The organism is Gallaecimonas mangrovi, assembly GCF_003367375.1.
GTDB classification, from domain to species: domain Bacteria; phylum Pseudomonadota; class Gammaproteobacteria; order Enterobacterales; family Gallaecimonadaceae; genus Gallaecimonas; species Gallaecimonas mangrovi.
Genome location: NZ_CP031416.1, coordinates 1,527,170 through 1,548,700, shown reverse-complemented (window position 1 = coordinate 1,548,700; position 21,531 = coordinate 1,527,170). Strand labels below are relative to the sequence as shown.

The window sequence follows — 21,531 nt, the reverse complement described above, 5'->3', positions numbered from 1 at the left end:
CTGTTACAACCGCTGTAGGATCCTGATGGAAAGCTGTTGCATAAGAATTTTGGCGCCCCACGGGCTGCACACCCGCCCCGCTGCATTACTTGTTGCGATGGCGCGTAAATATGACGCGCAAATCCAGATAAAATGCGAAGGGCAAGAGGCCAGTGCCAAAAGTTTGTTTGCCCTCCAAAAGCTCCCGCTGGTCAGCGGTGCCACCATAGAACTCTGCGCTGAAGGAACAGATGCCTACCAAGCAATAAAGGAAATGCAGCAATGGTTGGAACAATTTAATGACAGCCAGCATTAAAGGGCTGAGTGTCAGCAGTGGCCAAATTAAAGGGCCGGTACTCACACTGCCTGGCCAAGATCTGCGCCTCGACTTCACCCTAGCCCCCAAAGGCCAGCAAGACAGCGAATGGCAGCGTTTTGAACAAGCGCTTGCCCTGGCTGAAAGTCAGTTAGAAACCCTGCATCAACAAGCCCAAGAAAAACTCGGTGACGATATCGCCGCGCTGTTTGTCGGCCTGCATCTATTGGTAACCGACCCCGAGCTTATCGATGAGGTGAAAACCTACATCTACAGCAAACAGGCAAGGGCTGAGGCCGCGGTTTACCACGTGCTGAATAAACAAGCACGCACCCTGATAAACCTCGGTAACGATTACCTGGCAGAACGCGCATCGGACCTTCGAGAACTCGCAGGCCGCTTGGTACATCTGTTGCAGGGCCGAATGCCCCCTGACCACATTGTGCTGGAAAACCCCGTCATTCTTTTTGCTGACGAGCTTTATCCGGCGCAGCTAGCACTTCTAGATAATGAAAAGTTGCTGGGCATTGTTACCCGCAAAGGCGGCCGCCATTCCCATGCCGCCATTATGGCAAGGGCCTTTGGTATTCCGGCACTAGCCGGCTGCAATGCCCTTGATAAGGTCAGTGATGGTGACTGGGCCGCCATTGATGGTGACCAAGGGCTGCTGTTTTTAGGCGACACCCTGCCCGATTACCCCAGTTATCATCAACACGCTTTAGTGGGCGATGCTGAAGTTATTCCGTCAATTTCCCCTATTGCCCTTAACGCCAATATTTCAACCCTGATGGAAGCGCGGCATATTCGCCAAAGTGGCGCTCAGGAAGTGGGACTTTGCCGTACCGAGCTGTTGTTTTCGAACCGCCAGCACGCCCCCACCCTTGAGCGGCAAATTCAAATTTACCAACATATTGCCAAGGAATGCACCCCAATTCCCGTGACCTTCCGGCTACTTGATGCCGGTGGCGACAAACCACTGCCTTGGCTCAATAAAGCCTCGGAGCCTAACCCGGCCCTTGGTTGGCATGGCATTCGGGTATTGCTCGATCAGCCCGAATTACTGGAAACACAGCTAAGGGCACTACTGGAAGTGTCACGCCAATACCCGCTTCGCATCATGGTGCCAATGGTCACCGAGCTAGAAGAAGTGGTTGCCGTAAAACAGCAACTGCAAGCCTTGGCAGCGCAATTGGATTGTCCTTGTCCGCCGCTCGGTACCATGGTGGAAACCCCTTCGGCGGCCATGCTCGCTGACATCCTGGCCGAAGAGTTGGACTTTTTCTCCATCGGCTCCAATGACTTGGCGCAATACACCTTGGCGGTCGACAGGGAAAACCCCAGGGTTGCCGACCGGCTTAATGCCGTTTCGCCGGCGTTGCTGCGGCTAATGGCAAGGGTCGTTGATGCCGCAAAAGACAAAAACTTGCCAGTAACCTTATGTGGCGAGCTTGCTGCCAACCCCTACTATTTACCTATTTGGATAAGCTTGGGCCTGACCGGTCTTTCCATGCAGGCCGCCGCCCTTGCCGGTATTCGTCAGCAGTTAGTTAACCCACCGGCTATCCCGGACCGCCAGGCACTGCTAAGGGCAGGTTCCGTTACTGAACTGGGCACGCTTTTACAAAAAGCATGATAAGCTTGGAAAAAACTCAAACAACGTAGGCAATCATGGGGCTACTGGATAAGCTCAAACAGTTACTTGGTGATGGCCCGCAGGGCGATGGCATTCCTATTTATGCGCCCATCAGTGGAGAGCTGGTCGATATTGAAGCTGTTCCTGATGTGGTCTTTGCTGAAAAAATCGTGGGTGACGGTATTGCCATCCGGCCGACGGCACACCAAGTAGTGGCACCGGTGAACGGTACCATTGGTAAGATTTTTGAAACCAACCACGCTTTTTCCATTGAATCTGACGAAGGCATCGAGATCTTCGTGCATATCGGTATTGATACCGTGGAACTGAAAGGTGAAGGTTTCTTGCGGGTGGCGCAGGAAGGACAGAAGGTGCAAAAAGGCGAGCCTATCCTTGAATGCAACCTCAGCTACCTAGAAGAAAACGCCCGCTCGACCTTAACGCCGATCGTGGTGTCCAATATGGACGACTTTCGTCATATCCGAAAAAAAACCGGAAAAGTGAAGGCAGGAGAGGACGTTATCCTCACTCTCTTTCGCTAAAAAAGCCCCTTACGGGGCTTTTTTTATGGCTGTACCGCAACGCGGCTGCTCCTGTTAACATGGAGAAAAGACGACCACAGCTGGACCCATTAATGACGACCATCTACGGAATAAAAAACTGCGACACCATCAAAAAGGCCCGCAAGTGGCTAGAAGAAAATGCCATTAGCTACCAGTTCCACGACTATCGCGTAGACGGTTTGCGCCAGCAACAACTCAAATACTGGGCCAAAGAGCTGGGCTGGGAAGCCATGCTTAATAAAAGAGGCACCACCTTTCGCCAGCTTCCAGACAGCGATAAAGACAATCTAAACGAAGATAAAGCCATTGCCTTGATGCTTCAGCACCCAGCGCTTATCAAGCGGCCGCTACTGGCCACCGATGAAACCCTGGCCCTGGGCTTTAAAGCCGAAAATTATGCCGATATTTTTGGGGTTAACCCATGAGCGACGTATTGCAGCTTGCGGCCGACCTTATCAGCCGTCCGTCAGTGACCCCCGAAGACGAAGGTTGCCAGCAATTGATGGGTGAACGCTTGGCGGCCCACGGCTTTAACCTTGAAGCCATGGTGTTTGAAGACACCACCAACCTGTGGGCCCGCCGTGGCAATGAAGGCCCGCTGTTTTGCTTTGCCGGGCACACCGACGTGGTACCACCCGGGCCATTAGAGCAGTGGCATACCCCTCCTTTTGAACCAACGGTGATGGATGGCTACCTCCATGGCCGCGGCGCCGCCGATATGAAAGGCAGCCTGGCCGCCATGATGGTGGCAACCGAACGTTTTGTGCAAAAGCATCCCAACCATAAAGGCTCTATCGCCTTTTTGATCACCTCAGATGAAGAAGGCCCGTTTATTAACGGCACGGTACGGGTGATAGATACGCTTGAAAAACGCAACGAGAAAATTAACTGGTGCATCGTCGGCGAACCCTCATCAACCAAGACGGTTGGCGATGTGGTGAAAAACGGTCGCCGTGGCAGTTTGTCGGGCTATCTGACGGTTAAAGGTGTGCAAGGCCATGTCGCCTATCCACACTTGGCTAAAAACCCCGTCCATTTGGCCGCGCCGGTGCTGGCTGAACTTGCCGATACCGAATGGGATAAAGGCAATGACTTTTTCCCGCCCACCAGCTTTCAAATTTCCAACATTCAAAGCGGCACCGGCGCCGAAAACGTGGTGCCCGGCGAGCTGGATGTGAAGTTCAATTTCCGCTTTTCGACCGAGTCTAGCGCTGACAGTTTAAAGGCGCGCGTTACCGGCATTCTTGACGCCCATGGTTTGGATTACCACTTGACCTGGAAACTCAATGGCGCGCCGTTCTTAACCGAGGCGGGCCCGCTGTTGGGCGCGGTGCAACTCGCCATTGAATCGGTGACCGGAACACCCACCCAACTGCAGACATCTGGTGGCACCTCTGACGGCCGATTTATCGCCCCGACCGGTGCACAGGTGGTTGAGTTAGGTCCTGTTAATGCCACTATCCATAAGGTAAATGAATGTACTCATGTGGAAGAACTGGACAAACTGGCCTTAATTTATGAAAACCTACTCGAGCGACTCCTGGCCTGATCTGGTACTCACCGGGCGCTACGTTGGTCACCTTAAGGATTTAGGTGGCCAACGGCTCTCAGAAGCCACGGCGAATGCCCTTGAAGGTCTTAAAGAAGCGGCCAGCAAAGCTGGCTTTGTGTTAACCCTGGCATCAAGCTATCGCGATTTTGAACGCCAGGAACAAATCTTTTCCGGCAAGTGGCGGGGGGTTAGGCCCGTACACGACGACAACGGCGAGCCGGTCGCTGTCGACCGGCTCGCCGACAAAGACAAACTGCACGCCATACTGCGCTTTTCGGCCTTACCGGGTGCCAGCCGCCATCATTGGGGCACCGATATGGACCTTTACTGCGCCAAATCTCAAGGCTCTGCCCCCATCGGGCTGACGCCCAAGGAATATAACCCCGGTGGCAGCCAATATGAATTTGCGCAGTGGCTGCGCCACAGCGCCCCCGACTTTGACTTTTTCTTACCCTATGATGCCGACCGCGGCGGTGTTGCCGAAGAGCCATGGCATTTAAGCTACGCCCCGCAAGCAGAACCACTGATGGAAAGGTTGACCAGCGACAAAGTTGCTGACGCCTTAAAATACGGCCGCGTGGCAGGTAGTGAGGTTATTTTGCCCAACCTTGATGCGATCATGGCGCGCTTTGTTACCAATGTGGGGCACCCATGATTGGTTGGATAGTTGCGGTGGTGATTGTGCTGTTTCTGGCCGGGAATTTAATACTGCTGTGGCCGAAGAAACGGCAACGCAAACCTCGAAAAGGCCAGCATTAAGCAGACCTTGTTAGGCGCTTTGGCGTTCGTCGTTGGCCGTTAACCCAAAGTAGCGTTTGTAGTCACGGCTAAATTGGTTAACGCTTTTATACCCCACCGCCATCGCCGCTTGGCCAACGTTGTAACGGTCTTGGGTTAGCAATAACTGCGCTTTTAACAACCGCAGTCTCTTGAGGTATTGCAAGGGTGAGCACAAGGCAACGTCTTTGAAATGCTGATGAAAAGTCGACACACTCATATTGGCGCCCCGCGCCAGGTGTTCAACGGTGATGTCTTGTTCGATATTCTCACGCATCTGTGAAAGCACCTGGGTAATACGCGCATAATGCCCCTGCCCTTGCACCATGGCTCTAAGCGCCGGCCCTTGCTCGCCTTTAAGCGCTTCATAAATTAATTCTCGCACCCGGCTCGCCCCCATCACCCGTGTTTCCTGTGGCGAATGCAGGGTTTTTAGCAACCTTTCGGCCGCCTCAAACATGGCATCGGTCATCGCTACTGACGCCAAGGGGCTAGGCTCGGCTTTTGTCGCCACCGCGCCCATGTCATGCACCAATTCCATCAGCAAAACCGGCTCAATACGCACAACCAACCCCAGTAACGGCTCCTGCGCGCTGGCGAAGGTTTCACACTCAAACGGTAACGGCAGCGTCTGCACCAAGTACTGCCCCGGGTTGTAATGAATTTCTTTGTCGCCCAAATAACCGACTTTACGGCCTTGGGCGATGAGCACGATACCGGGCTGATTATAAAGAATGGGCGTGCGGGCAATAGAGCGATAACACTGTAGCAATGTGATCCCCGGCAGTTGGTTTTCAGAGAAATGGTCAGATCGTAATAGCGATGTTATTAATGAAACCAGGGGGCTACTCATCAGTATTATCCAGCAAATACGGCGCTTTTATTATGCACACATTATCTTCAGCCATTAAGTGGCAGGACGTGTTTTCGTAGAAAAAGGCAAAAGATCCGTAGAAATGCCAATGGCCATATCAGCGCTTATTCCCGACAATGGTCAGGCTTTTCCTATTTGAATTTAGCGAGGAACCTGCATTATGCCTCAAGCAAAAAGCTATGCCGCTCAATCATCAACGTCGCCGCTAGCGCCTTTTAACATTGAACGCCGCGCGCTGCGCAGCGACGATGTAGCCATTGAAATTGACTACTGTGGCGTTTGCCACTCAGACATTCACGCCGCTGAAAATGACTGGGGCAATTCGGTGTACCCGGTGGTACCCGGCCATGAAATTATCGGCCATATTACGGCTATTGGCAGCAGTGTCAGCCGCTTTAAAGTCGGAGATGTGGTCGGTGTCGGCTGTATGGTTGATTCGTGTAAAGACTGCGCAGCCTGTGATGATGGGCTTGAGCAATACTGCCTGAACGGCTTTGTTGGCACCTACAACGGTACCGATAAAATCGATGGTACCATTACCTATGGCGGGTATTCTGATTCGATTGTTGTCCATGAACGTTTTGTCCTTAACGTTCCGAAAGCGCTGAACGTTGCCACGGCGGCACCGCTTTTGTGCGCAGGTATCACCACCTACTCTCCCCTTAAGCACTTTGGCGTAAAAGCGGGCCATAAAGTGGGTGTACTGGGCATGGGCGGTCTTGGCCACATGGGCGTTAAATTCGCCAAAGCGATGGGCGCTGAAGTTACCATTTTCACCCGCTCCGAAAGCAAAGTGGCAGAAGCCAAAAAGCAAGGGGCTGACCATGTGGTTATCTCCACCGATGCTGAGCAAATGGCTGCCGTGGCTGGGCATTTTGATTTTCTGCTCGACACCATTCCGGTGCAGCATGACCTCAACCCTTACCTGAACTGCTTAACTTACGATGGCGTTCATATTTTGGTCGGGCTACTTGAACCGGTAGAGCCTGCCGTTCATGCCGGCAACTTAATCATGAAACGCCGAGTGCTGGCTGGTTCTTTGATTGGTGGCATCCCGGAAACCCAGGAAGTGTTAGACTTCTGCGCCGAGCACAACATTAGCTGTGATGTTGAAATGCTGGATATGCAGAACATCAATGCGGCATATGAGCGCATGAAAAAAGGCGACGTAAAATATCGCTTTGTTATCGACATGGCTTCACTTAAAAACGCAGCCTAACCCGAAAAAAGCCCGCAGTAGCGGGCTTTTTTATCGGCTCGTTTTGGCACTGGCGACCACCGCCAAAATATTGCGAAAGTTATCGTCACAGGTTGAGAACGAATAAAAATGCAGTTCATGAGCCTCGGCACCTAAATTGAGCTGAAAAGTGCGCTCAAAGCGCAGGCTGCCGCTGCCGTCCTTATCGTTTTCATCCACCACTTTTCGACACACCCAGTAAGTGGTTTGGCCGTCATGGTGGGTTTGGCCGGATTTAACGTACTGATTACGCTCAGGCTCGCCGTAAAAGCCTCGCTGATAGGTTGAAACAAAATTGGGGCCGGTTAACTCCCCGGTAGGATAATACAAACCAAAACTGGCAACTTCCCTGCCCTTTTGATCCAATAATTCATTGCCACTACGGCGCCAATTCAGCGGAACAGCAAGGCTGACACCCTGATAGGAGACCTGATGTGTCTTCGCAGGCACTGGTGCCTGTGCACCAATAAAAGCGGAAGCTAGGCTAACAAGCGCCAGCAAACCCATAACAACGATTCCTTCTACAAGTGACACTTCCTTAATAGTTGCTAATTTCAGTTTATACCAAGTCTTTTTGCCAAAACAGAGCCTTACCCATTTGCGGATTCAGCTCGTAGCCAGCAAAGCCGAATTTTGTATAACTTTGTTGGGCGGCAAGATTACCTTCTAATACTTCCAAGGTGAGTTTGCAGCAGCCTCTTTCACGGGCGCACTGTTCGGCTTTCGCCAGCAGTTGTTGGCCGATACCTTGGCCACGATACGGTGGCTCAACAGCAATATCATGGATGTTTAACAGCGGCTTGGCTTTAAAGGTTGAAAAGCCCTCAAAAGCATTGAGAAGGCCAACGGCATGACCATCTACATAGGCAATCAGAGAGATAGCGTCGCGACGTTTGGCCAGTTTCGAAGGTAAGGTTTCAAGTACCGAGGGGGCAATGGCTTCACCGCCACCCATCGGATCGCAGGCATAGCTGTTTAAAAGGCTCACCAATGCCAAGCAGTGTTCAGGGTTGTTGTAATCAGCAACAATAATATCGAGCGCCATGGCGACTCCGTTCTAATAAAGGAGCCGATAGCAAACCACAGCTAATGCAGCCATCTCAAGTAGGGTTACCCATAGCCTTTTTCATGCCGTCCTTGGCGCTTTGCTATCAAGTCGCGATGGCGGAGTAAGACTGGCCGACACCTCGATTTAGGTGAGTGCTAACAAGCCATTGTTATTGAAACAATACATTGGTTTGACGGATAGCCGCCAGCGTTGCCGCCTCCTTGGCAACCAGCTGCCATATTTGCTCGGCGGCCGGTGATAGCGAACGGTTCTTGCGTTTAACCAGCATCAACTGCCTTTTTATCGATGGCAGCAAGGGTTTGACCAAAACGGTGGAACCCATTGGTGGCGGTAACGCCAAGGCTGGAATAATACCTACACCCAGCCCAGCCTCGACCATCGGGTACAACGTCACCGGGTGGCCTATCTCCTGCGTAACCTCAGGTTTAATATCAAAATGCTCAAGGGCCTTATCAATTAAGTAGCGGCTGCCCGATGCGTAATCCTGCAGCACCAACGCCTTTCCCGCCAACGCCGACCAATGTATGGCGCGCTCTGCCGCCAGTGGGTCGGAGGCGGCGACTAGCGCCAAAAAGGGTTCGCTCAAAATGGGCTGGCAATCAAAATCAGGGCTTTGGATAGGGTCAACAATGATCCCAAAATCGACTTCGGCGTTACGCACACTCTGTAATACCCATTGCTGGGGCTGATCGCTAAGCCTGACCTCAATGGCAGGGAACGTTGTTGCAGCCTTTGCCAGACATTGCGGCATCAGGTTTGCTGATATAGTTTGGCTTGACGCTAGGCGAACTAAACCGCTTAACTGATGACCGGCGGTGCGGGCATCAAGCAAGGCACCGTGCAGTTCTTCTAACACCTTATCAAGACGATTGGCCAGCCGTTTACCGGCCTCAGTAAGTACCACTTCCCGGGTGGTTCTATCCAAAAGCCGTAAGCCCATTTCCGATTCCAAACTGCGAATACTGTGGCTTACCGCCGATTGGCTTAAACCAATGGCTTCACCGGCACGGCTAAAACTGCCATGGTGGGCAACCGCCACAAAGGTGCGTAACTGCCGCAAACTGTAATTCATTAATTTTCTTCATAAGTAAAAGAATTAAATCAATTTCATCATTAGCACTGTCGGCGGCACACTACCAGTGGCCAATAACAAATAACGCGACCATGAGACGATTCTTACCTGACAATTTCACCTTAACGCTGCTGGCAACGGTGCTACTGGCAACGTTATTTCCCGCCCAAGGTAGCTATGCCACAACCCTTGGCTATGTCACCAAGGCGGCTATTGCGCTGCTGTTTTTCATGCACGGTGCCAAGCTCTCACGCCAAGCCATTATTGACGGCGCTAGCCATTGGCGTTTGCATGCGGTGGTCATGCTCAGCACCTTCGTGCTGTTCCCCGTGTTGGGACTGTTATTGCAATGGTGGGCGCCGCTGCCGCTTTCTGCGGCTCTTTACAGCGCCTTTCTCTATTTGTGTGTGCTACCGGCAACGGTGCAATCAGCCATTGCTTTTACATCCATTGCCGGCGGCAACGTAGCAGCGGCAGTGTGCAGTGCATCGGCATCAAGCCTCTTGGGCATCTTTATTTCACCGCTTCTGGTGGCGATGCTGATGCAAGTGCATGGCCAGCACACTGGCGACCATTGGCAGCAGATGGGAAAAATCATGCTGCAACTGCTGCTGCCATTTGTGTTGGGTCATTTAAGCCGTCCCTGGCTCGGTGCCTGGATAGCCCGCCACCGGCAATGGATAGGGAAAACAGATAGGTCTTCCATTCTTTTGGTGGTGTATACCGCGTTTAGCGAGGCGGTATTACAAGGGCTTTGGCACAAGGTGGGTTGGCAAGCACTGAGTTATATAGTGCTACTTTGTCTGCTGCTGCTGGCATTGGTATTGGTGCTAAATACTTGGCTGGCAAGACGGCTAGGTTTTAATACTGCCGATGAAATAACCCTGGTTTTTTGTGGCTCTAAAAAAAGCCTCGCCAATGGCGTCCCCATGGCCAATATTTTGTTTCCCGCCAGCAGCGTTGGCATCATGATCCTGCCGCTGATGCTGTTTCACCAAATCCAGTTGATGGTATGTGCGGCCCTAGCCCGCCGCTACAGTAAGGCGCAAGCCATTATGGCGACAGAAGCAGAATAACGTTATTTGGTCGCAAGTAAGCTGTGGTCAGAATGATGGACGCTGACACCAACGGCTTTGCCAGACGAACTAAAATAGCTATCAAAAAGATATTGCCCGCCAGCCTTTGCATCAACGATGACAACCGGTTGTGACTTTAACAAGTGACGTTCATCTTTCGGATAGAACACCATTACCCTGACTTTATATCGCCCAGGCGCAACAACCAGCGTCTTTACGGCCCCACTCGCGTCGGAATAATTCCAAAGAGTTTTCCCTTCATCATCAACCACCGACATAAAGCGAGAACTGAGGTGGGGGTCTCGCTTTTCAATAGCGAACACCGTTTGTTTTTGAGCGGGTAACGCCTTTGTTCCTGAGAGGAAAACCGGCCCAGGGCTTGCGCAACCCCCTAACCCACACAATAAGAAAATAGCAACTGTCCGCAAACTCATAGCAACATCCTTGTAACCAAAAGGATTAGATTGCCAAAGCTTGTTATTTTGACAAGTAGTTAATTAAAAAAAGGCGCTTTAAGCGCCTTTTTTATGACCGCTGTCGACGTCTGCGCTGAATAATCAGTACGGCAATCACTAGCACTACGGCAAAAACGACCCAGCCAACATAGGCGGGTAAGCCAAATACCTTGAGTACACCAACGGTCAGTACCGCCAGCACCATCAGCATCAGTAAAATCAGGAAATAGTTGAATACCGGCATATTGATCTGGGTTTTCATCACATGTTTAGCCGCCCACTTTACCACAAAGCCTAAGGCTGCGGCAGGTAGCTGATTAACGCTTGATACTAGCCCTGGCTCAAACGGGCTTTGGGCAGCACAGCCCTTATTGGCAGTAAACAACACCATTGGCATCAAGGCTGATACGGGCTCTTTTGGCTAGCTCGCCTTTGCTTACCCGCCCACAACTGCCTTGTATAACGTCGCCATTATCCAGCTGCAGCCGATACTGGTACTGCCCTTCGTCTTGGTCAAGTTTGTAATAAAGGCTGTTATTAGCGCCGGCTTTAATTTGCCCAAAATCAAGGTGCCCTTGGGGCAAGTTGACTTCCGCTTTTTCTATAACATGGGATGACTGGTTATAAAGGCTTAACCGGGGAGAAAAATACATGGCAAGAAAATACGCAGCCACGATGGCCGCCGCAATAAAAACACCTATCCAGGATCCGCGTGTCATGCCGTACTCCCTAATGCCGCGTTACAGCTATCCTTCCAGCAGCCAACCTAGCGCTTCGGTTTCGTCCTCGAAATACTGGATATTGCCGCTAATAAACCAATCGCCCACTTTGGCCGCAAGTTGTTGCCAGACTTTATTGCCCACCAGCGCAATTTTATCGAAGGCTTGGCCGTGTTTAAGCCCTAGCTGAAAATCGTCCCAGGCGGCGTGTAATTCCCAACCTCGAAGCAGCGTCATGTCCACCAGGGCATTAATATGCGGCGTTTCAACGCCGCTCAGTGCCTTTTCAAGCAACGGGGTTATGACTTCATAGTCCCGATGGGTAAGCGTACCTTGGGCTCGTAAGATAAGAAAAAACTGATCACCTGTTCGCTCTACGCCAATGGACATACCGTGTCTTAAGCTTCCCATACAAACTCCTTAGCAGGGACAACGCGCCAGTAAAAAGCATTTTGGGTCAAATCGATAACAAGCGCCACCCATAAAAAAACCCGGCACAAGGCCGGGCTTTTATAAAACAAAATAGACTTAGTCGAGTTTCAAACCCAGTCGGGCAGCCACTTCTTCATAAGCTTCTACCACACCGCCAAGGCCTTGGCGGAAACGGTCTTTATCGAGTTTTTTCTTGGTTTCTTTATCCCAAATACGGCAGCCGTCAGGGCTAAACTCGTCACCAAGAACAATCTGGCCTTTGAAAACACCAAATTCCAATTTGAAGTCCACCAACAACATGCCAGCGTCATCAAACAGCTTAGACAGCACCTCGTTAACCTTGTAGGTCAGCGCTTTCATCTCAGCCAGTTGGTCACTGGTGGCCCAGCCAAAGGCTTCACAAAGGCTGTCGTTAACCATTGGGTCGTGCAGCGCATCGTTCTTTAAGAACAGTTCAAAGGTTTGAGGTGCCAGCTTTTTGCCCTCTTCCACGCCCAGACGGCGCACCAGAGAGCCGGCGGCGTAGTTACGAATAACGCACTCTACCGGGATCATGTCCAGCTTTTTAACCAGCACTTCGTCGTCGGCTAGCAGCTCTTCCATCTGCGTGGGAACACCGGCGGCTTCCAGTTTTTCCATGATGAAATGGTTGAACTTGTTGTTCACCATGCCCTTGCGCGCCAGCTGTTCTACCCGTTGGCCGTCGAATGCTGAAGTGTCGTTGCGAAAATGCAGGACCAGGTAGTCAGGATTGTCCGTGGTATAAACAGATTTGGCTTTGCCACGGTAAAGCTCTTGGCGTTTTTCCATCCTATGAGGACTCCGATTGCTGAAAACGTTTGCGCTTGGGCGAAAAAAGAAGGCCGCTCTTTAGCGGCCCGCGTATTGTAATCCTCTCCATCGAGCTTGTCAGCGCTATTTCTTGATCTCTTTAAGACCGCTATCGCCCATTAGCTGTGTGAAAGGTGTAAAGATTTCTTTGTACTTGTCATCAGCAATGGGTTGGCCGTCGCTGTCGGTGATCGTCATCGAGGTGGTGTGATCGCCAACTTCGCCCAGCTGCACCTGATATTTGCTGTGCTTAATATTCAGATCTTTATGGTCATCACTGCTAAACAGACTACCCCAGAACGAATGCTCCGGGTTACCGCTGTAGCTTACATAGTACGTACCCAAGCTCTTATCGATATCTTTGATTTCAAAGCCCAAATGCGCCAGTACCATCGGTACACGGCCCCAGGCACGCTCAAAGTCAGCATCAAGCTTATAAGCGGTCAGGCCAGAATTGTTTGTGCCCATAGTAACGGCAATGGGTCGGTACTTGGCCAATGCCACAACTTTGGCTTTGTGTTTATCAAGGCCTGCGTAATAGCCAAGCCAGTCGTTAAGCACGGCCACAGAGGCCCGTTCGCCGCTGCCAATGGTCAGGTTGGCCTCATCAGCACCTGACACCTTTTGGGCGCCGATGCTGCTGACATGAACTTCAGCACTGCGGGCGTGATCAGGGGCGTCGACGGTGATTTTAAAACGGCGTTTAACCGGGAAGTCATCAGCGTACTGAATTTGCCCTTTCATATCGTGGGGTACAAACCAGCCGGTTTCGATGCTTTTATCGGTGCGGCTTTGAACGGGGATTTTCTTGTCTTTAAGCCACTGGTCCAGACGCTGGTGAATGATAGAAACCACATCGTTCTGGTCTTCACGGGCATCAATTTCAACCTTGGCACCCGCCTCGTCTTCCGAAATACGAGAACCGTCAACCACGGTCAACACCAAGCTAGGAGCCCGAATATCAACGGCTTTAGCAACAGGTGCATTCGGGTCCTTGATGGTTGGAATATCATATTTGCTAGCGCCCTTAGGGGCTTGCAGGCCCGCTGGCACTTGCAGCGGCGCGTTTAATTTTACCTTTGCATAATCAAAGCTGCCGTCAGGATTACGGCGGTCTACAGTGGAGCTACAACCTGCAACAGCAATAACAGCCAGCGCCAGAGTCGTTTTTCTTATGGTGGTCATCCAAATACCTCAAATAAGGCCAGCGATTTTCAGATCGGCCTCAACACTCGCCTGCCCGGCCTGAGTCAGGGGAACAAGCGGAAGTCGTAAGTTGTCAGTTGCCAGAACCCCCATCCGTTTGAGGGCCCACTTTGCAGGCGTTGGGTTGGCTTCAATAAACAAAGAGCGGTGCAGCCCTTGAATAAGGCCATCTGTTGCCAAAGCATCGGCACCGTGCCCGGCCAATGCTTGGTCACAAAGGGTGCGCATGGCTTTGGGCGCCACGTTGGCGGTAACGCTAATTACGCCATGGCCGCCAGCCAGCATAAAGGCGCGGCTAGTGGCATCATCACCGGACAGCAATGCAAAGCCAGGTTGTACCTGTGCTTGCAAATCCGCTAAGCGTACCAAGTCACCCGTGGCCTCTTTGATACCCACTATGTTGTTAAGTTCACTCAGAACTGCAACAGTTTGCGGTTTCATGTCCACGGCGGTACGGCCGGGAACATTGTATAGAACGATGGGCTTATCTGTCGCCTTGGCTACCGCTTTAAAATGGGCGATCAGCCCCTGCTGAGTCGGCTTGTTATAAGCCGGGGTGGCGGTAAGGAAGCCATCAATAGGCAAGGCATCCAGCGCTTCGGTGAGCGCCACTACCTTATGGGTGGCGCTGCCGCCATTACCGGCGATAACATGAATACGCCCGTTGGCCGCTTCACAGACGGCTTTAACCACTGCCAGGTGCTCATCGGTTTCCAGCGTCGCTGATTCCCCGGTGGTCCCAACGGCAACAATGCCTTGCGTTCCCTGCTCTATATGCCATTTAACCAGGGACTTAAGGGCATCAAAATCCACTGCGCCTTCAATGGTCATTGGCGTGACCAGAGCGACGATGCTACCGCTGAACATGTTATGCTCCTGTTTTCTCGTTGGCTTGGTATGGTACTTTTGCCGATTACGCAACACAAGCCAGCTGTTAACGCTTTGAAAGGACAATGAATGAGCCAATTTCTGGTGGTTACCGCTGTCGGTGAAGACAGGCCAGGCATCGTCAACGAACTGGTCAAGACGGCCAGTCAATGCAACTGCAATATTGTTGACAGTCGCATGGCTATATTAGGTAACGAATTTTCTCTTATCCTACTGGTTAGCGGTGACTGGAATGCTGTGGCTCGCCTGGAAAGCCAATTGCCAGTGATGGCAAGAGACCATAACCTGCTAACCATGATGAAGCGCACCGGTCAGCACCAAGCCAAGCAGTATGCCCACCGTTTGGAGCTGGTTGCCATCACCCACGACAGGCCTGGCGTTATTTCCCAGCTCACCCAATTTATGGCCGAACAACAAGTGGATATTTCGTCATTGTCTACCAGCACTGTGGGTGAACAATTACACATGACGGTGCGTATCAACTTGCCAGACGGCGCCAAATTGGCCGACTTTGAGTCATCGCTGGCGCCATTGTGTCAGAACGCAGAGTTGGACATCCAGCTTTCTCACCTGACCCCTTTGACTGAAATTCGCCACAAGGAGTGATGATGTCTATCAATCCCCTAAGCGCGGGTGATAAAGCACCCGACTTTACCCTGGCCGACCAAGACGGCAACAGTGTCAAACTCAGTGATTTTTCAGGCCAGCAAGTGCTGGTGTATTTCTACCCCAAAGCCAGCACCCCTGGCTGCACAGTACAAGCTTGTGGCCTAAGAGATACCTTAGGTGAGCTCAACGCCAAAGGCGTAACGGTGCTGGGTATTAGCCCCGACCCGGTAAAAAGACTAAAAAACTTTGAACAAAAACAAAGTCTCAATTTCAAATTGCTGTCGGATGAAGACCATCAGGTAGCGGAAGCCTTTGGTGTCTGGGGCCTGAAAAAATTCATGGGTCGCGAATTCGACGGTATTCACCGCCTAAGCTTTCTAGTGGGGCCCGATGGCAAGGTCCGCCACCGTTTCGACAAGTTCAAAACCAGTGATCACCATCAAGTGGTGCTCGACTGGCTTGCTGAAAACGGTTAATAAAAAAGGTGCCGATGGCACCTTTTTTATTGGGCGTTGCCTGGGGCAAATAGATTTTTGGCAAAATTTGCCAGGAGCGACTTACCGGGCGTCACCCGTCGCCCCTAGGAGAAAAGATGAAAGTGCTTCTTGTTGCGGCCGTTTTAGCCGCCAGTACCTTGCCTGCTCACGCTTATGATCTCAGTAAACTAGCCAGTTCCCAGACGCAGCAGGGCGATTTAATTTCTTCTTTGGTTTCACAACTCGGGGTCTCTAAAGATCAGGCAACCGGTGGCGCAGGCGCCATCATGGCACTGGCGAAAGAGAAAATGAGCACCGTTGATTTTTCTAAACTCAGCGGCATTATTCCCAATATGTCTTCACTGCTGAGCGCCGCCCCTTCGGCCTCTCAAGTTGACTCCGACCAGCAAGACGGCGGCACTTCCAGCCTGTTAGGTAAAGCCACTTCGATGCTGGGCGATAACGACGGCATTGAAGACCTGACCGGCGATTTTGAGTCGCTAGGCATGGATTCCGACATGGTGCGCCGTTTTCTGCCAACGATTTTAAGCTACGTGCAAGCCAAAGGCGGCACTCAACTGATGCAAAGCCTTAAAAGCGCCTTACTGAGCCAATAAAAAAAGCCGCCCAGGGGCGGCTTTTCATTACCTTAATCAAGGGGGCCGAACTAGGCCCGCTTTTCTGATTCATCGTCACTGGCGTCCAAAAAGCCACCCGACTGGCGCTGCCAAAGCTGGGCATAAATACCGCCTTTAGCCAGCAGTTCCTCATGGGTGCCCACTTCCACCACCGCCCCTTTATCCATCACCACCAATTTGTCCATGGCGGCAATAGTGGATAGACGGTGGGCAATGGCAATCACCGTTTTACCCGCCATAAGCCGGTAGAGGTTTTCCTGAATAGCCGCTTCCACTTCGGAGTCGAGCGCTGAGGTTGCCTCATCCAAAATCAAAATCGGTGCATCTTTTAGCATGACCCTGGCAATGGCAATACGCTGGCGCTGACCGCCGGAAAGCTTCACGCCGCGCTCACCCACATGGGCATCAAAGCCGGTGCGGCCCTGAGCGTCAGTTAGGTCAGCAATAAAGGTGTCGGTTTCGGCCTTGTGGGCAGCGTCTATCATCATTTGCTCGGTAGCATCCGGGCGACCATAGAGGATGTTGTCACGCACTGAACGGTGCAGCAGTGAGGTGTCTTGGGTCACCATACCAATCGCAGCGCGCAGGCTGTCTTGCGTCACCGCACTGATGTCTTGGCCATCAATAGTAATGCGGCCACTTTCCAGGTCATAAAAGCGCAGCAACAAATTCACCAGTGTCGACTTACCTGCGCCAGAGCGGCCAATTAGCCCAACCTTTTCACCGGCTTTAATGCTGAGGTTAAGTTTGTCAATCACGCCACTTTGCTTGCCGTAGTGAAAACCGATGTCTTCAAAACGAATGCCACCGTCGGTGACGGCCAATGGTTTAGCATCGGCTTTGTCTTCCACCAACCTTGGCACTGAAATAGAACTAATACCGTCTTGTACTGTGCCAATGTTTTCAAAAAGCGCCGAGACTTCCCACATGATCCATTGTGACATCCCCCAAAGACGCAGCACCAAGCTAAGGGCAATCGCCACAGCGCCAACCGACACCATGGCTTGCAGCCATAGCCAAAGGGCTACGGTTGCCACCGCACAAAGCAGCAACACATTGAGGATATAAAGGCTGATATTTAAACGCGTGACCAAACGCATCTGGCTATAAACCGTTTTCACAAAGCCACGCATGCCCTCCTCGGCGTAGTCAGCTTCGCGCCGGGCATGGGAAAACAACTTAACGGTTTGAATATTGGTATAGCTGTCAACAATACGCCCGGTCATCACTGAACGCGCATCGGCTTGGATGGCAGACACCTTGGACAGTCTTGGCACGAAATAACGCAGCATAAAGACATAACACAGCAGCCACACCGCCAAGGGTAACGCTAAACGCCAATCCGAGGTTGCCACTATGACCACCGCGCCAAGAAAATACACCACCACGTAATTGAGCACGTCCAACAGCTTCATCACGCACTCGCGCACCGCAAGCGACGTTTGCATTACCTTAGTGGCAACTCTACCGGCGAATTCGTCTTGGTAATAAGTCAGTGACTGGCGCAGTAAATAGCGATGCACCAGCCAACGGACCCGCATCGGGAAATTACCCATCAGGGTTTGGTAATTCACCATGGCATGGAGCGCCACCAGCACCGGCATTACCACCACTACCAGCCCCGCTATAGCGGCTAACTTGAGGCCTTCGTCTTTCAAAAAGGTCTCGCGGTTCTGGGCCGACAACCAGTCGACGATATGGCCCATAAAACCCACCAGCCAGACTTCAGAGATGGCCACTAGCGCGGTCATTAGCGCAACCAGCGCTAAAAAGCGCCAGGCCCCTTTGGTAAAGTACAGACAAAACGCCACCAAGGTTTGAGGTGGCATCTGTGGTTCGTCTTTTGGCAATGGGTTTAGGCGTTTTTCAAACCAGCCAAACATACAACCTCATAACAGCAAATAAACTGGCGCCAAGGATACACTGTCAAACTGGCAGGGGCGATCTTTGCCGCCGCAACAACCTTGTCAGCAAATTTGCATAATGGGCAGTGCATCCGCCTTGCCCTTGCGATATAACCAAGCCACTGCCCGCAGCCAGGAAGGATGAAATGATTGATTTTCGCAGCGACACCGTAACCCAACCCAGCGAAGAAATGCGCTTGGCCATGGCACAAGCGCCGGTTGGCGACGATGTCTATGGTGATGACCCCACCGTCAATGCCTTAGAAGCTTTTGCCTGTGATCGCCTAGGGTTTGAAGCTGCACTTTTTACCAGTTCAGGCACCCAAGCAAACTTACTGGCACTGATGAGCCACTGTGAGCGCGGCCAGGAATACATTTGTGGCCAACAGGCCCATAACTACAAGTACGAGGCGGGTGGCGCTGCGGTGTTAGGCAGCGTGCAGCCTCAACCGATAACCAATGCCATCGACGGCTCTTTACCGTTAGATGCCATCGAAGCGGCCATTAAAGCCGACGATTTTCATTTTGCCCAAACCCGTTTGCTATCCCTTGAAAATACCATTGGCGGCCGGGTATTGAGCCTGGATTATCAGGCGCAGGCCTCAGCACTTTGTAAGGCCCGCGGCCTGAAATTACACCTTGATGGCGCCCGCATTTTTAATGCTGCCGTGGCTAGCGGCGTCGATGTACGCGCCATTACTCAGCATTACGACTCAGTCAGCGTTTGCTTGTCGAAAGGGTTAGGCGCACCTATTGGCTCACTACTCATGGGCGATAAAGCCTTTATCGCTAAAGCCAGACGTCTTCGAAAAATGGTCGGTGGCGGCATGCGCCAAGCCGGCATTATTGCCGCAGCCGCTCACATTGCCTTGGATAAAATGCCCGCCCGTTTGCAAGAAGACCACGACAATGCCCACCTGCTTGCAGAACTGCTACAACCGGTTTCTGCCTTAGCGATAACCGAAACCCCCACCAACATTGTTTATGCCCAATGTAGCCGCGGCTTAGCCAGCGAGCTTAAAACCTTCCTGCAAGGTAAAGGCATTTTGATTAACGCCGGCAACCCCATTCGCTTTGTAACGCACTTAGGGGTGACAAGCAGTGAAGTAAAAGCGCTAGCCACCGCCATCACGGATTTTTACCGGTGTCATTAACGGTTAGAAACTACAGCCCATGTGACGCTAAAACCTTAGCGTCACTGTTCTACGACAGTGTCCACCTTTCGGCATTGGGGCCTTATACCCGCCACCAACTCAATGCCTGGGCTCCCCGCCCTATCGATTTCGATTTATGGCAGCTGCGCCTCGATCTGCTGCACCCTTTTGTTGCCGAACAAGACGGCAACGTAGTCGGCTTTATGAGCTTATCTCCCACCGGCGAGATTGGACTTGCCTATACTCATCCTGACCACCAGCGTTGTGGAGTTGCCCAAGCCATTTATAGCCAACTTGAAACCGTTGCCCGCCGTCAGGGATTAAAGCTGCTGACTGTCGATGCGTCCAAGCTGGCTAAACCGTTTTTTCTCAAGCAAGGGTTCCGCACGCTATCGAAAAATCAGGTACAGAGAATGGGTGAAGTTCTGGAAAATTGGTCAATGGATAAACACCTAGATTAATTTGGGTGTTTTTTGCACAAAAAACTTCCATTTCTTTTTTCTTTACATATTATTCACATCCCATTTTCGGTATCTGCATTACTGACGAGGAGGTAGCAATGTCTAACAAGCAATCTCTTATGGCTGCCAGGCTGGTACAGGCAAACAGCCTGATGCTGGGTGTTATGGGTATCGGCTTTTTATTTAGCCTTTACCTGGCCAGCTGGTATGGAATGTGGAATCAAGGACTGATCATTGGTTTTATTCTGCTGATTTTGGCCGCTGCAGTTCGGCTAACTTTGGCCAGCAGTCTGTTAAGTGGGCCTTTAATGGCTGCCTTACAAATGGCGATGGTGGCACTGCAAATTCATTTAGCGCACGGCATGATTGAAATCCATTTTGGGGTTTTTGTGATGCTGGCTATTTTGGCGGTCTATCGTCAGATTTGGACCCTCATCAGTGGTGCCGGCACCATTGCCGTTCATCATTTCTTATTTTGTTACCTGCAAATGTCCGGTTACCCGGTGTGGTTATTCAGAAGCATGGAAGACCATTGGTTTGTGGTGAGCATTCACGCTGCCTATGTCGTTGTTGAAACCGGCGTGCTCATCACCGTTGCCCTGCAATCACGGCAAGAGCATATTCAGGGCGATCTGTTAACCGAAACCAGCCAAGCCATGACCGGTACCAATGGCGTCATTAACCTCGATGTGAAAGTGCCGCCACTGACTGCGGTGCTGACACGCTTTAATGAATTTTTAACCTCACTGGTTGGCCTTGGCTATTCCTTGCGCCGCGAAAAAGAAGCCTTGGGAGTTCTGAATAAAGACTTGTTACGGCAAACCGAATCCATCAGTGACGACAGCGAAGTAAGTAGCAAAGTGCTTCATGAACTGGCATCAGCCATTGAGCAAATGTCTGCCTCCGCCAACGAAGTTGCCGGCAGCGCCGAGCAAGCCCAGCACTTTGTTTCAGAAGCCGTTGACCAGCAACATCAAGCCAAATCGGCCACCGAAGTGTCAGCCAATGCCAGCATTGAAATGCGCCAGCAAATTGGCGAAACCGCAGAGCTGTTAGGCGATGTAAACCAGGCCAGTAATGCTATCAGTAAGGTATTAGATGTGATTGCCGAGATAGCCGACAAAACCAACTTACTGGCACTTAACGCCGCCATCGAAGCGGCGCGGGCCGGTGATTCGGGCCGAGGTTTTGCGGTTGTTGCTGATGAAGTCAGGGCCTTAGCTGCACAAACACAAAAATCTACCGGGGAAATTGGCGACTTTATCAACCGTTTGCAACGCAAAGTAGCCTCTGCAGTCGGTGCCATGAAGACCTGTGAAGACAGGGCCAATAGCAGCGCCGAAGCCGCTGAAGCGGTTGCCGAACGCATTGCTCAAAGCCAGAACACGTTGGATTTGGGCAGTAATCACATCACCCAAGTTGCCGCCGCCACTCAGCAGCAACACCAAGTGGCCAGAGAGATGGCGAAGTCAGCTTCCGAGATGCGTACCCGCCAGCAGCAAATTCTGGCAGCAATACAGCAGCTGGAAGAACTCACCCTTCGTATCAATCGCCAAGAACAAAGTATGGACAAGCAGCTGGGGATGCTCTATTTGCCCGTTGCTAGCTAA

The 21,531-nt window shown here is 51.7% G+C and carries 26 protein-coding genes; 14 read left to right on the top strand and 12 right to left on the bottom strand.

What is annotated here, in order from left to right; all coding sequences use genetic code 11:
* The first annotated feature begins 25 nt into the window (after positions 1-25).
* The 6 genes from DW350_RS07385 to DW350_RS07360 all read left to right on the top strand — a co-directional run bounded on the left by DW350_RS07385 (position 26) and on the right by DW350_RS07360 (position 4,698).
* On the top strand, positions 26-295 hold the full coding sequence (locus tag DW350_RS07385) for an HPr family phosphocarrier protein (protein WP_115718248.1): 270 nt from the start codon (positions 26-28) through the stop codon (positions 293-295).
* The gene (gene ptsP / locus DW350_RS07380) at positions 279-1,928 is read left to right on the top strand and encodes a phosphoenolpyruvate--protein phosphotransferase (protein ID WP_115718247.1); all 1,650 of its coding nucleotides are present in this window, start codon (positions 279-281) and stop codon (positions 1,926-1,928) included. The genes DW350_RS07385 and ptsP overlap by 17 nt, the downstream gene beginning before the upstream one ends.
* A 35-nt stretch (positions 1,929-1,963) precedes the next feature.
* Positions 1,964-2,470: a PTS glucose transporter subunit IIA gene (crr, locus tag DW350_RS07375; protein WP_115718246.1), complete on the top strand. Its 507-nt coding sequence runs from the start codon at positions 1,964-1,966 to the stop codon at positions 2,468-2,470.
* A 92-nt stretch (positions 2,471-2,562) separates the two neighbouring features.
* Complete coding sequence (locus DW350_RS07370; protein WP_115718245.1) at positions 2,563-2,916, top strand: ArsC family reductase; 354 nt, start codon at positions 2,563-2,565, stop codon at positions 2,914-2,916.
* Positions 2,913-4,040 carry a succinyl-diaminopimelate desuccinylase gene (gene dapE / locus DW350_RS07365; RefSeq protein WP_115718244.1) on the top strand — a complete coding sequence of 376 codons (1,128 nt, stop codon included), beginning with the start codon at positions 2,913-2,915 and terminating at the stop codon, positions 4,038-4,040. The genes DW350_RS07370 and dapE overlap by 4 nt, the downstream gene beginning before the upstream one ends.
* Positions 4,009-4,698 (top strand): M15 family metallopeptidase, encoded by a 690-nt coding sequence (locus tag DW350_RS07360; protein WP_115718243.1) that lies wholly within the window; start codon positions 4,009-4,011, stop codon positions 4,696-4,698. The genes dapE and DW350_RS07360 overlap by 32 nt, the downstream gene beginning before the upstream one ends.
* A gap of 114 nt (positions 4,699-4,812) precedes the next feature.
* Here DW350_RS07360 and DW350_RS07355 read toward each other — a convergent pair whose 3' ends face one another.
* On the bottom strand, positions 4,813-5,673 hold the full coding sequence (locus DW350_RS07355; RefSeq protein WP_115718242.1) for an AraC family transcriptional regulator: 861 nt from the start codon (positions 5,671-5,673) through the stop codon (positions 4,813-4,815).
* Positions 5,674-5,854: 181 nt separating this feature from the next.
* Between DW350_RS07355 and DW350_RS07350 the strand changes: the two genes are divergently transcribed.
* Positions 5,855-6,913: an NAD(P)-dependent alcohol dehydrogenase gene (locus DW350_RS07350; protein ID WP_115718241.1), complete on the top strand. Its 1,059-nt coding sequence runs from the start codon at positions 5,855-5,857 to the stop codon at positions 6,911-6,913.
* A 30-nt stretch (positions 6,914-6,943) separates the two neighbouring features.
* Here DW350_RS07350 and DW350_RS07345 read toward each other — a convergent pair whose 3' ends face one another.
* The 3 genes from DW350_RS07345 to DW350_RS07335 all read right to left on the bottom strand — a co-directional run bounded on the left by DW350_RS07345 (position 6,944) and on the right by DW350_RS07335 (position 9,072).
* Positions 6,944-7,438, bottom strand: a complete 495-nt coding sequence (locus tag DW350_RS07345; protein ID WP_115718240.1) for a hypothetical protein — start codon at positions 7,436-7,438, stop codon at positions 6,944-6,946.
* Between the two features lie 52 nt (positions 7,439-7,490).
* Positions 7,491-7,976 carry a GNAT family N-acetyltransferase gene (locus tag DW350_RS07340; RefSeq protein ID WP_115718239.1) on the bottom strand — a complete coding sequence of 162 codons (486 nt, stop codon included), beginning with the start codon at positions 7,974-7,976 and terminating at the stop codon, positions 7,491-7,493.
* A 172-nt stretch (positions 7,977-8,148) separates the two neighbouring features.
* Entirely contained in the window at positions 8,149-9,072 is a 924-nt protein-coding gene (locus DW350_RS07335; protein ID WP_115718238.1) for a LysR family transcriptional regulator, read from the bottom strand.
* A 92-nt stretch (positions 9,073-9,164) separates the two neighbouring features.
* Between DW350_RS07335 and DW350_RS07330 the strand changes: the two genes are divergently transcribed.
* Positions 9,165-10,148, top strand: coding sequence for a bile acid:sodium symporter family protein (locus DW350_RS07330; RefSeq protein ID WP_115718237.1), 984 nt, complete (start codon positions 9,165-9,167; stop codon positions 10,146-10,148).
* Positions 10,149-10,150: 2 nt separating this feature from the next.
* On the opposite strand, the gene DW350_RS07325 is transcribed toward DW350_RS07330, so the two are convergent.
* The 7 genes from DW350_RS07325 to dapA form a co-directional block, all read right to left on the bottom strand.
* The gene (locus DW350_RS07325) at positions 10,151-10,582 is read right to left on the bottom strand and encodes a hypothetical protein (protein ID WP_115718236.1); all 432 of its coding nucleotides are present in this window, start codon (positions 10,580-10,582) and stop codon (positions 10,151-10,153) included.
* 91 nt (positions 10,583-10,673) lie between these two features.
* Positions 10,674-10,865 carry a hypothetical protein gene (locus DW350_RS19435; protein WP_152032953.1) on the bottom strand — a complete coding sequence of 64 codons (192 nt, stop codon included), beginning with the start codon at positions 10,863-10,865 and terminating at the stop codon, positions 10,674-10,676.
* Between the two features lie 106 nt (positions 10,866-10,971).
* A complete protein-coding gene (locus DW350_RS07315) occupies positions 10,972-11,322 on the bottom strand; it encodes a hypothetical protein (protein ID WP_115718234.1) in 351 nt (116 codons plus the stop codon).
* A gap of 27 nt (positions 11,323-11,349) precedes the next feature.
* Complete coding sequence (locus DW350_RS07310; RefSeq protein WP_115718233.1) at positions 11,350-11,733, bottom strand: SpoIIAA family protein; 384 nt, start codon at positions 11,731-11,733, stop codon at positions 11,350-11,352.
* Positions 11,734-11,850: 117 nt separating this feature from the next.
* Positions 11,851-12,564, bottom strand: coding sequence for a phosphoribosylaminoimidazolesuccinocarboxamide synthase (gene purC, locus DW350_RS07305; protein WP_115718232.1), 714 nt, complete (start codon positions 12,562-12,564; stop codon positions 11,851-11,853).
* Between the two features lie 105 nt (positions 12,565-12,669).
* Positions 12,670-13,770 (bottom strand): NlpB/DapX family lipoprotein, encoded by a 1,101-nt coding sequence (gene bamC / locus DW350_RS07300; protein ID WP_115718231.1) that lies wholly within the window; start codon positions 13,768-13,770, stop codon positions 12,670-12,672.
* Positions 13,771-13,779: 9 nt separating this feature from the next.
* Positions 13,780-14,658 (bottom strand): 4-hydroxy-tetrahydrodipicolinate synthase, encoded by an 879-nt coding sequence (gene dapA / locus DW350_RS07295; RefSeq protein WP_115718230.1) that lies wholly within the window; start codon positions 14,656-14,658, stop codon positions 13,780-13,782.
* 90 nt (positions 14,659-14,748) lie between these two features.
* Here dapA and DW350_RS07290 point away from each other — a divergent pair, with 90 nt between their 5' ends.
* From DW350_RS07290 to DW350_RS07280, 3 genes are all read left to right on the top strand, one after another.
* On the top strand, positions 14,749-15,285 hold the full coding sequence (locus tag DW350_RS07290) for a glycine cleavage system transcriptional repressor (RefSeq protein WP_115718229.1): 537 nt from the start codon (positions 14,749-14,751) through the stop codon (positions 15,283-15,285).
* A gap of 8 nt (positions 15,286-15,293) precedes the next feature.
* Entirely contained in the window at positions 15,294-15,764 is a 471-nt protein-coding gene (bcp, locus tag DW350_RS07285; RefSeq protein ID WP_115720586.1) for a thioredoxin-dependent thiol peroxidase, read from the top strand.
* A 116-nt stretch (positions 15,765-15,880) separates the two neighbouring features.
* A complete protein-coding gene (locus DW350_RS07280) occupies positions 15,881-16,381 on the top strand; it encodes a DUF2780 domain-containing protein (RefSeq protein WP_115718228.1) in 501 nt (166 codons plus the stop codon).
* Positions 16,382-16,431: 50 nt separating this feature from the next.
* Here the strand turns inward: DW350_RS07280 and DW350_RS07275 are convergent, their stop codons facing one another.
* Entirely contained in the window at positions 16,432-18,285 is a 1,854-nt protein-coding gene (locus DW350_RS07275) for an ABC transporter ATP-binding protein (protein ID WP_115718227.1), read from the bottom strand.
* Between the two features lie 167 nt (positions 18,286-18,452).
* Here DW350_RS07275 and ltaE point away from each other — a divergent pair, with 167 nt between their 5' ends.
* The 3 genes from ltaE to DW350_RS07260 all read left to right on the top strand — a co-directional run bounded on the left by ltaE (position 18,453) and on the right by DW350_RS07260 (position 21,531).
* Complete coding sequence (gene ltaE, locus DW350_RS07270; protein WP_115718226.1) at positions 18,453-19,460, top strand: low-specificity L-threonine aldolase; 1,008 nt, start codon at positions 18,453-18,455, stop codon at positions 19,458-19,460.
* Positions 19,451-19,921: a GNAT family N-acetyltransferase gene (locus DW350_RS07265; RefSeq protein ID WP_115718225.1), complete on the top strand. Its 471-nt coding sequence runs from the start codon at positions 19,451-19,453 to the stop codon at positions 19,919-19,921. Before ltaE ends, DW350_RS07265 begins: the two co-directional genes overlap by 10 nt.
* Before the next feature lie 98 nt (positions 19,922-20,019).
* Positions 20,020-21,531: a methyl-accepting chemotaxis protein gene (locus DW350_RS07260; protein ID WP_115718224.1), complete on the top strand. Its 1,512-nt coding sequence runs from the start codon at positions 20,020-20,022 to the stop codon at positions 21,529-21,531.

Excerpts from the sequence above, each read along its gene's own strand:
- DW350_RS07385 (WP_115718248.1), top strand. The coding sequence starts at position 26 with ATGGAAAGCTGTTGCATAAGAATTTTGGCGCCCCACGGGCTGCACACC.
- ptsP (WP_115718247.1), top strand. The coding sequence starts at position 279 with ATGACAGCCAGCATTAAAGGGCTGAGTGTCAGCAGTGGCCAAATTAAA.
- crr (WP_115718246.1), top strand. The coding sequence starts at position 1,964 with ATGGGGCTACTGGATAAGCTCAAACAGTTACTTGGTGATGGCCCGCAG.
- DW350_RS07370 (WP_115718245.1), top strand. The coding sequence starts at position 2,563 with ATGACGACCATCTACGGAATAAAAAACTGCGACACCATCAAAAAGGCC.
- dapE (WP_115718244.1), top strand. The coding sequence starts at position 2,913 with ATGAGCGACGTATTGCAGCTTGCGGCCGACCTTATCAGCCGTCCGTCA.
- DW350_RS07360 (WP_115718243.1), top strand. The coding sequence starts at position 4,009 with ATGAAAACCTACTCGAGCGACTCCTGGCCTGATCTGGTACTCACCGGG.
- DW350_RS07355 (WP_115718242.1), bottom strand. The coding sequence starts at position 5,673 with ATGAGTAGCCCCCTGGTTTCATTAATAACATCGCTATTACGATCTGAC.
- DW350_RS07350 (WP_115718241.1), top strand. The coding sequence starts at position 5,855 with ATGCCTCAAGCAAAAAGCTATGCCGCTCAATCATCAACGTCGCCGCTA.
- DW350_RS07345 (WP_115718240.1), bottom strand. The coding sequence starts at position 7,438 with ATGGGTTTGCTGGCGCTTGTTAGCCTAGCTTCCGCTTTTATTGGTGCA.
- DW350_RS07340 (WP_115718239.1), bottom strand. The coding sequence starts at position 7,976 with ATGGCGCTCGATATTATTGTTGCTGATTACAACAACCCTGAACACTGC.
- DW350_RS07335 (WP_115718238.1), bottom strand. The coding sequence starts at position 9,072 with ATGAATTACAGTTTGCGGCAGTTACGCACCTTTGTGGCGGTTGCCCAC.
- DW350_RS07330 (WP_115718237.1), top strand. The coding sequence starts at position 9,165 with ATGAGACGATTCTTACCTGACAATTTCACCTTAACGCTGCTGGCAACG.
- DW350_RS07325 (WP_115718236.1), bottom strand. The coding sequence starts at position 10,582 with ATGAGTTTGCGGACAGTTGCTATTTTCTTATTGTGTGGGTTAGGGGGT.
- DW350_RS19435 (WP_152032953.1), bottom strand. The coding sequence starts at position 10,865 with ATGAAAACCCAGATCAATATGCCGGTATTCAACTATTTCCTGATTTTA.
- DW350_RS07315 (WP_115718234.1), bottom strand. The coding sequence starts at position 11,322 with ATGACACGCGGATCCTGGATAGGTGTTTTTATTGCGGCGGCCATCGTG.
- DW350_RS07310 (WP_115718233.1), bottom strand. The coding sequence starts at position 11,733 with ATGGGAAGCTTAAGACACGGTATGTCCATTGGCGTAGAGCGAACAGGT.
- purC (WP_115718232.1), bottom strand. The coding sequence starts at position 12,564 with ATGGAAAAACGCCAAGAGCTTTACCGTGGCAAAGCCAAATCTGTTTAT.
- bamC (WP_115718231.1), bottom strand. The coding sequence starts at position 13,770 with ATGACCACCATAAGAAAAACGACTCTGGCGCTGGCTGTTATTGCTGTT.
- dapA (WP_115718230.1), bottom strand. The coding sequence starts at position 14,658 with ATGTTCAGCGGTAGCATCGTCGCTCTGGTCACGCCAATGACCATTGAA.
- DW350_RS07290 (WP_115718229.1), top strand. The coding sequence starts at position 14,749 with ATGAGCCAATTTCTGGTGGTTACCGCTGTCGGTGAAGACAGGCCAGGC.
- DW350_RS07280 (WP_115718228.1), top strand. The coding sequence starts at position 15,881 with ATGAAAGTGCTTCTTGTTGCGGCCGTTTTAGCCGCCAGTACCTTGCCT.
- DW350_RS07275 (WP_115718227.1), bottom strand. The coding sequence starts at position 18,285 with ATGTTTGGCTGGTTTGAAAAACGCCTAAACCCATTGCCAAAAGACGAA.
- ltaE (WP_115718226.1), top strand. The coding sequence starts at position 18,453 with ATGATTGATTTTCGCAGCGACACCGTAACCCAACCCAGCGAAGAAATG.
- DW350_RS07260 (WP_115718224.1), top strand. The coding sequence starts at position 20,020 with ATGTCTAACAAGCAATCTCTTATGGCTGCCAGGCTGGTACAGGCAAAC.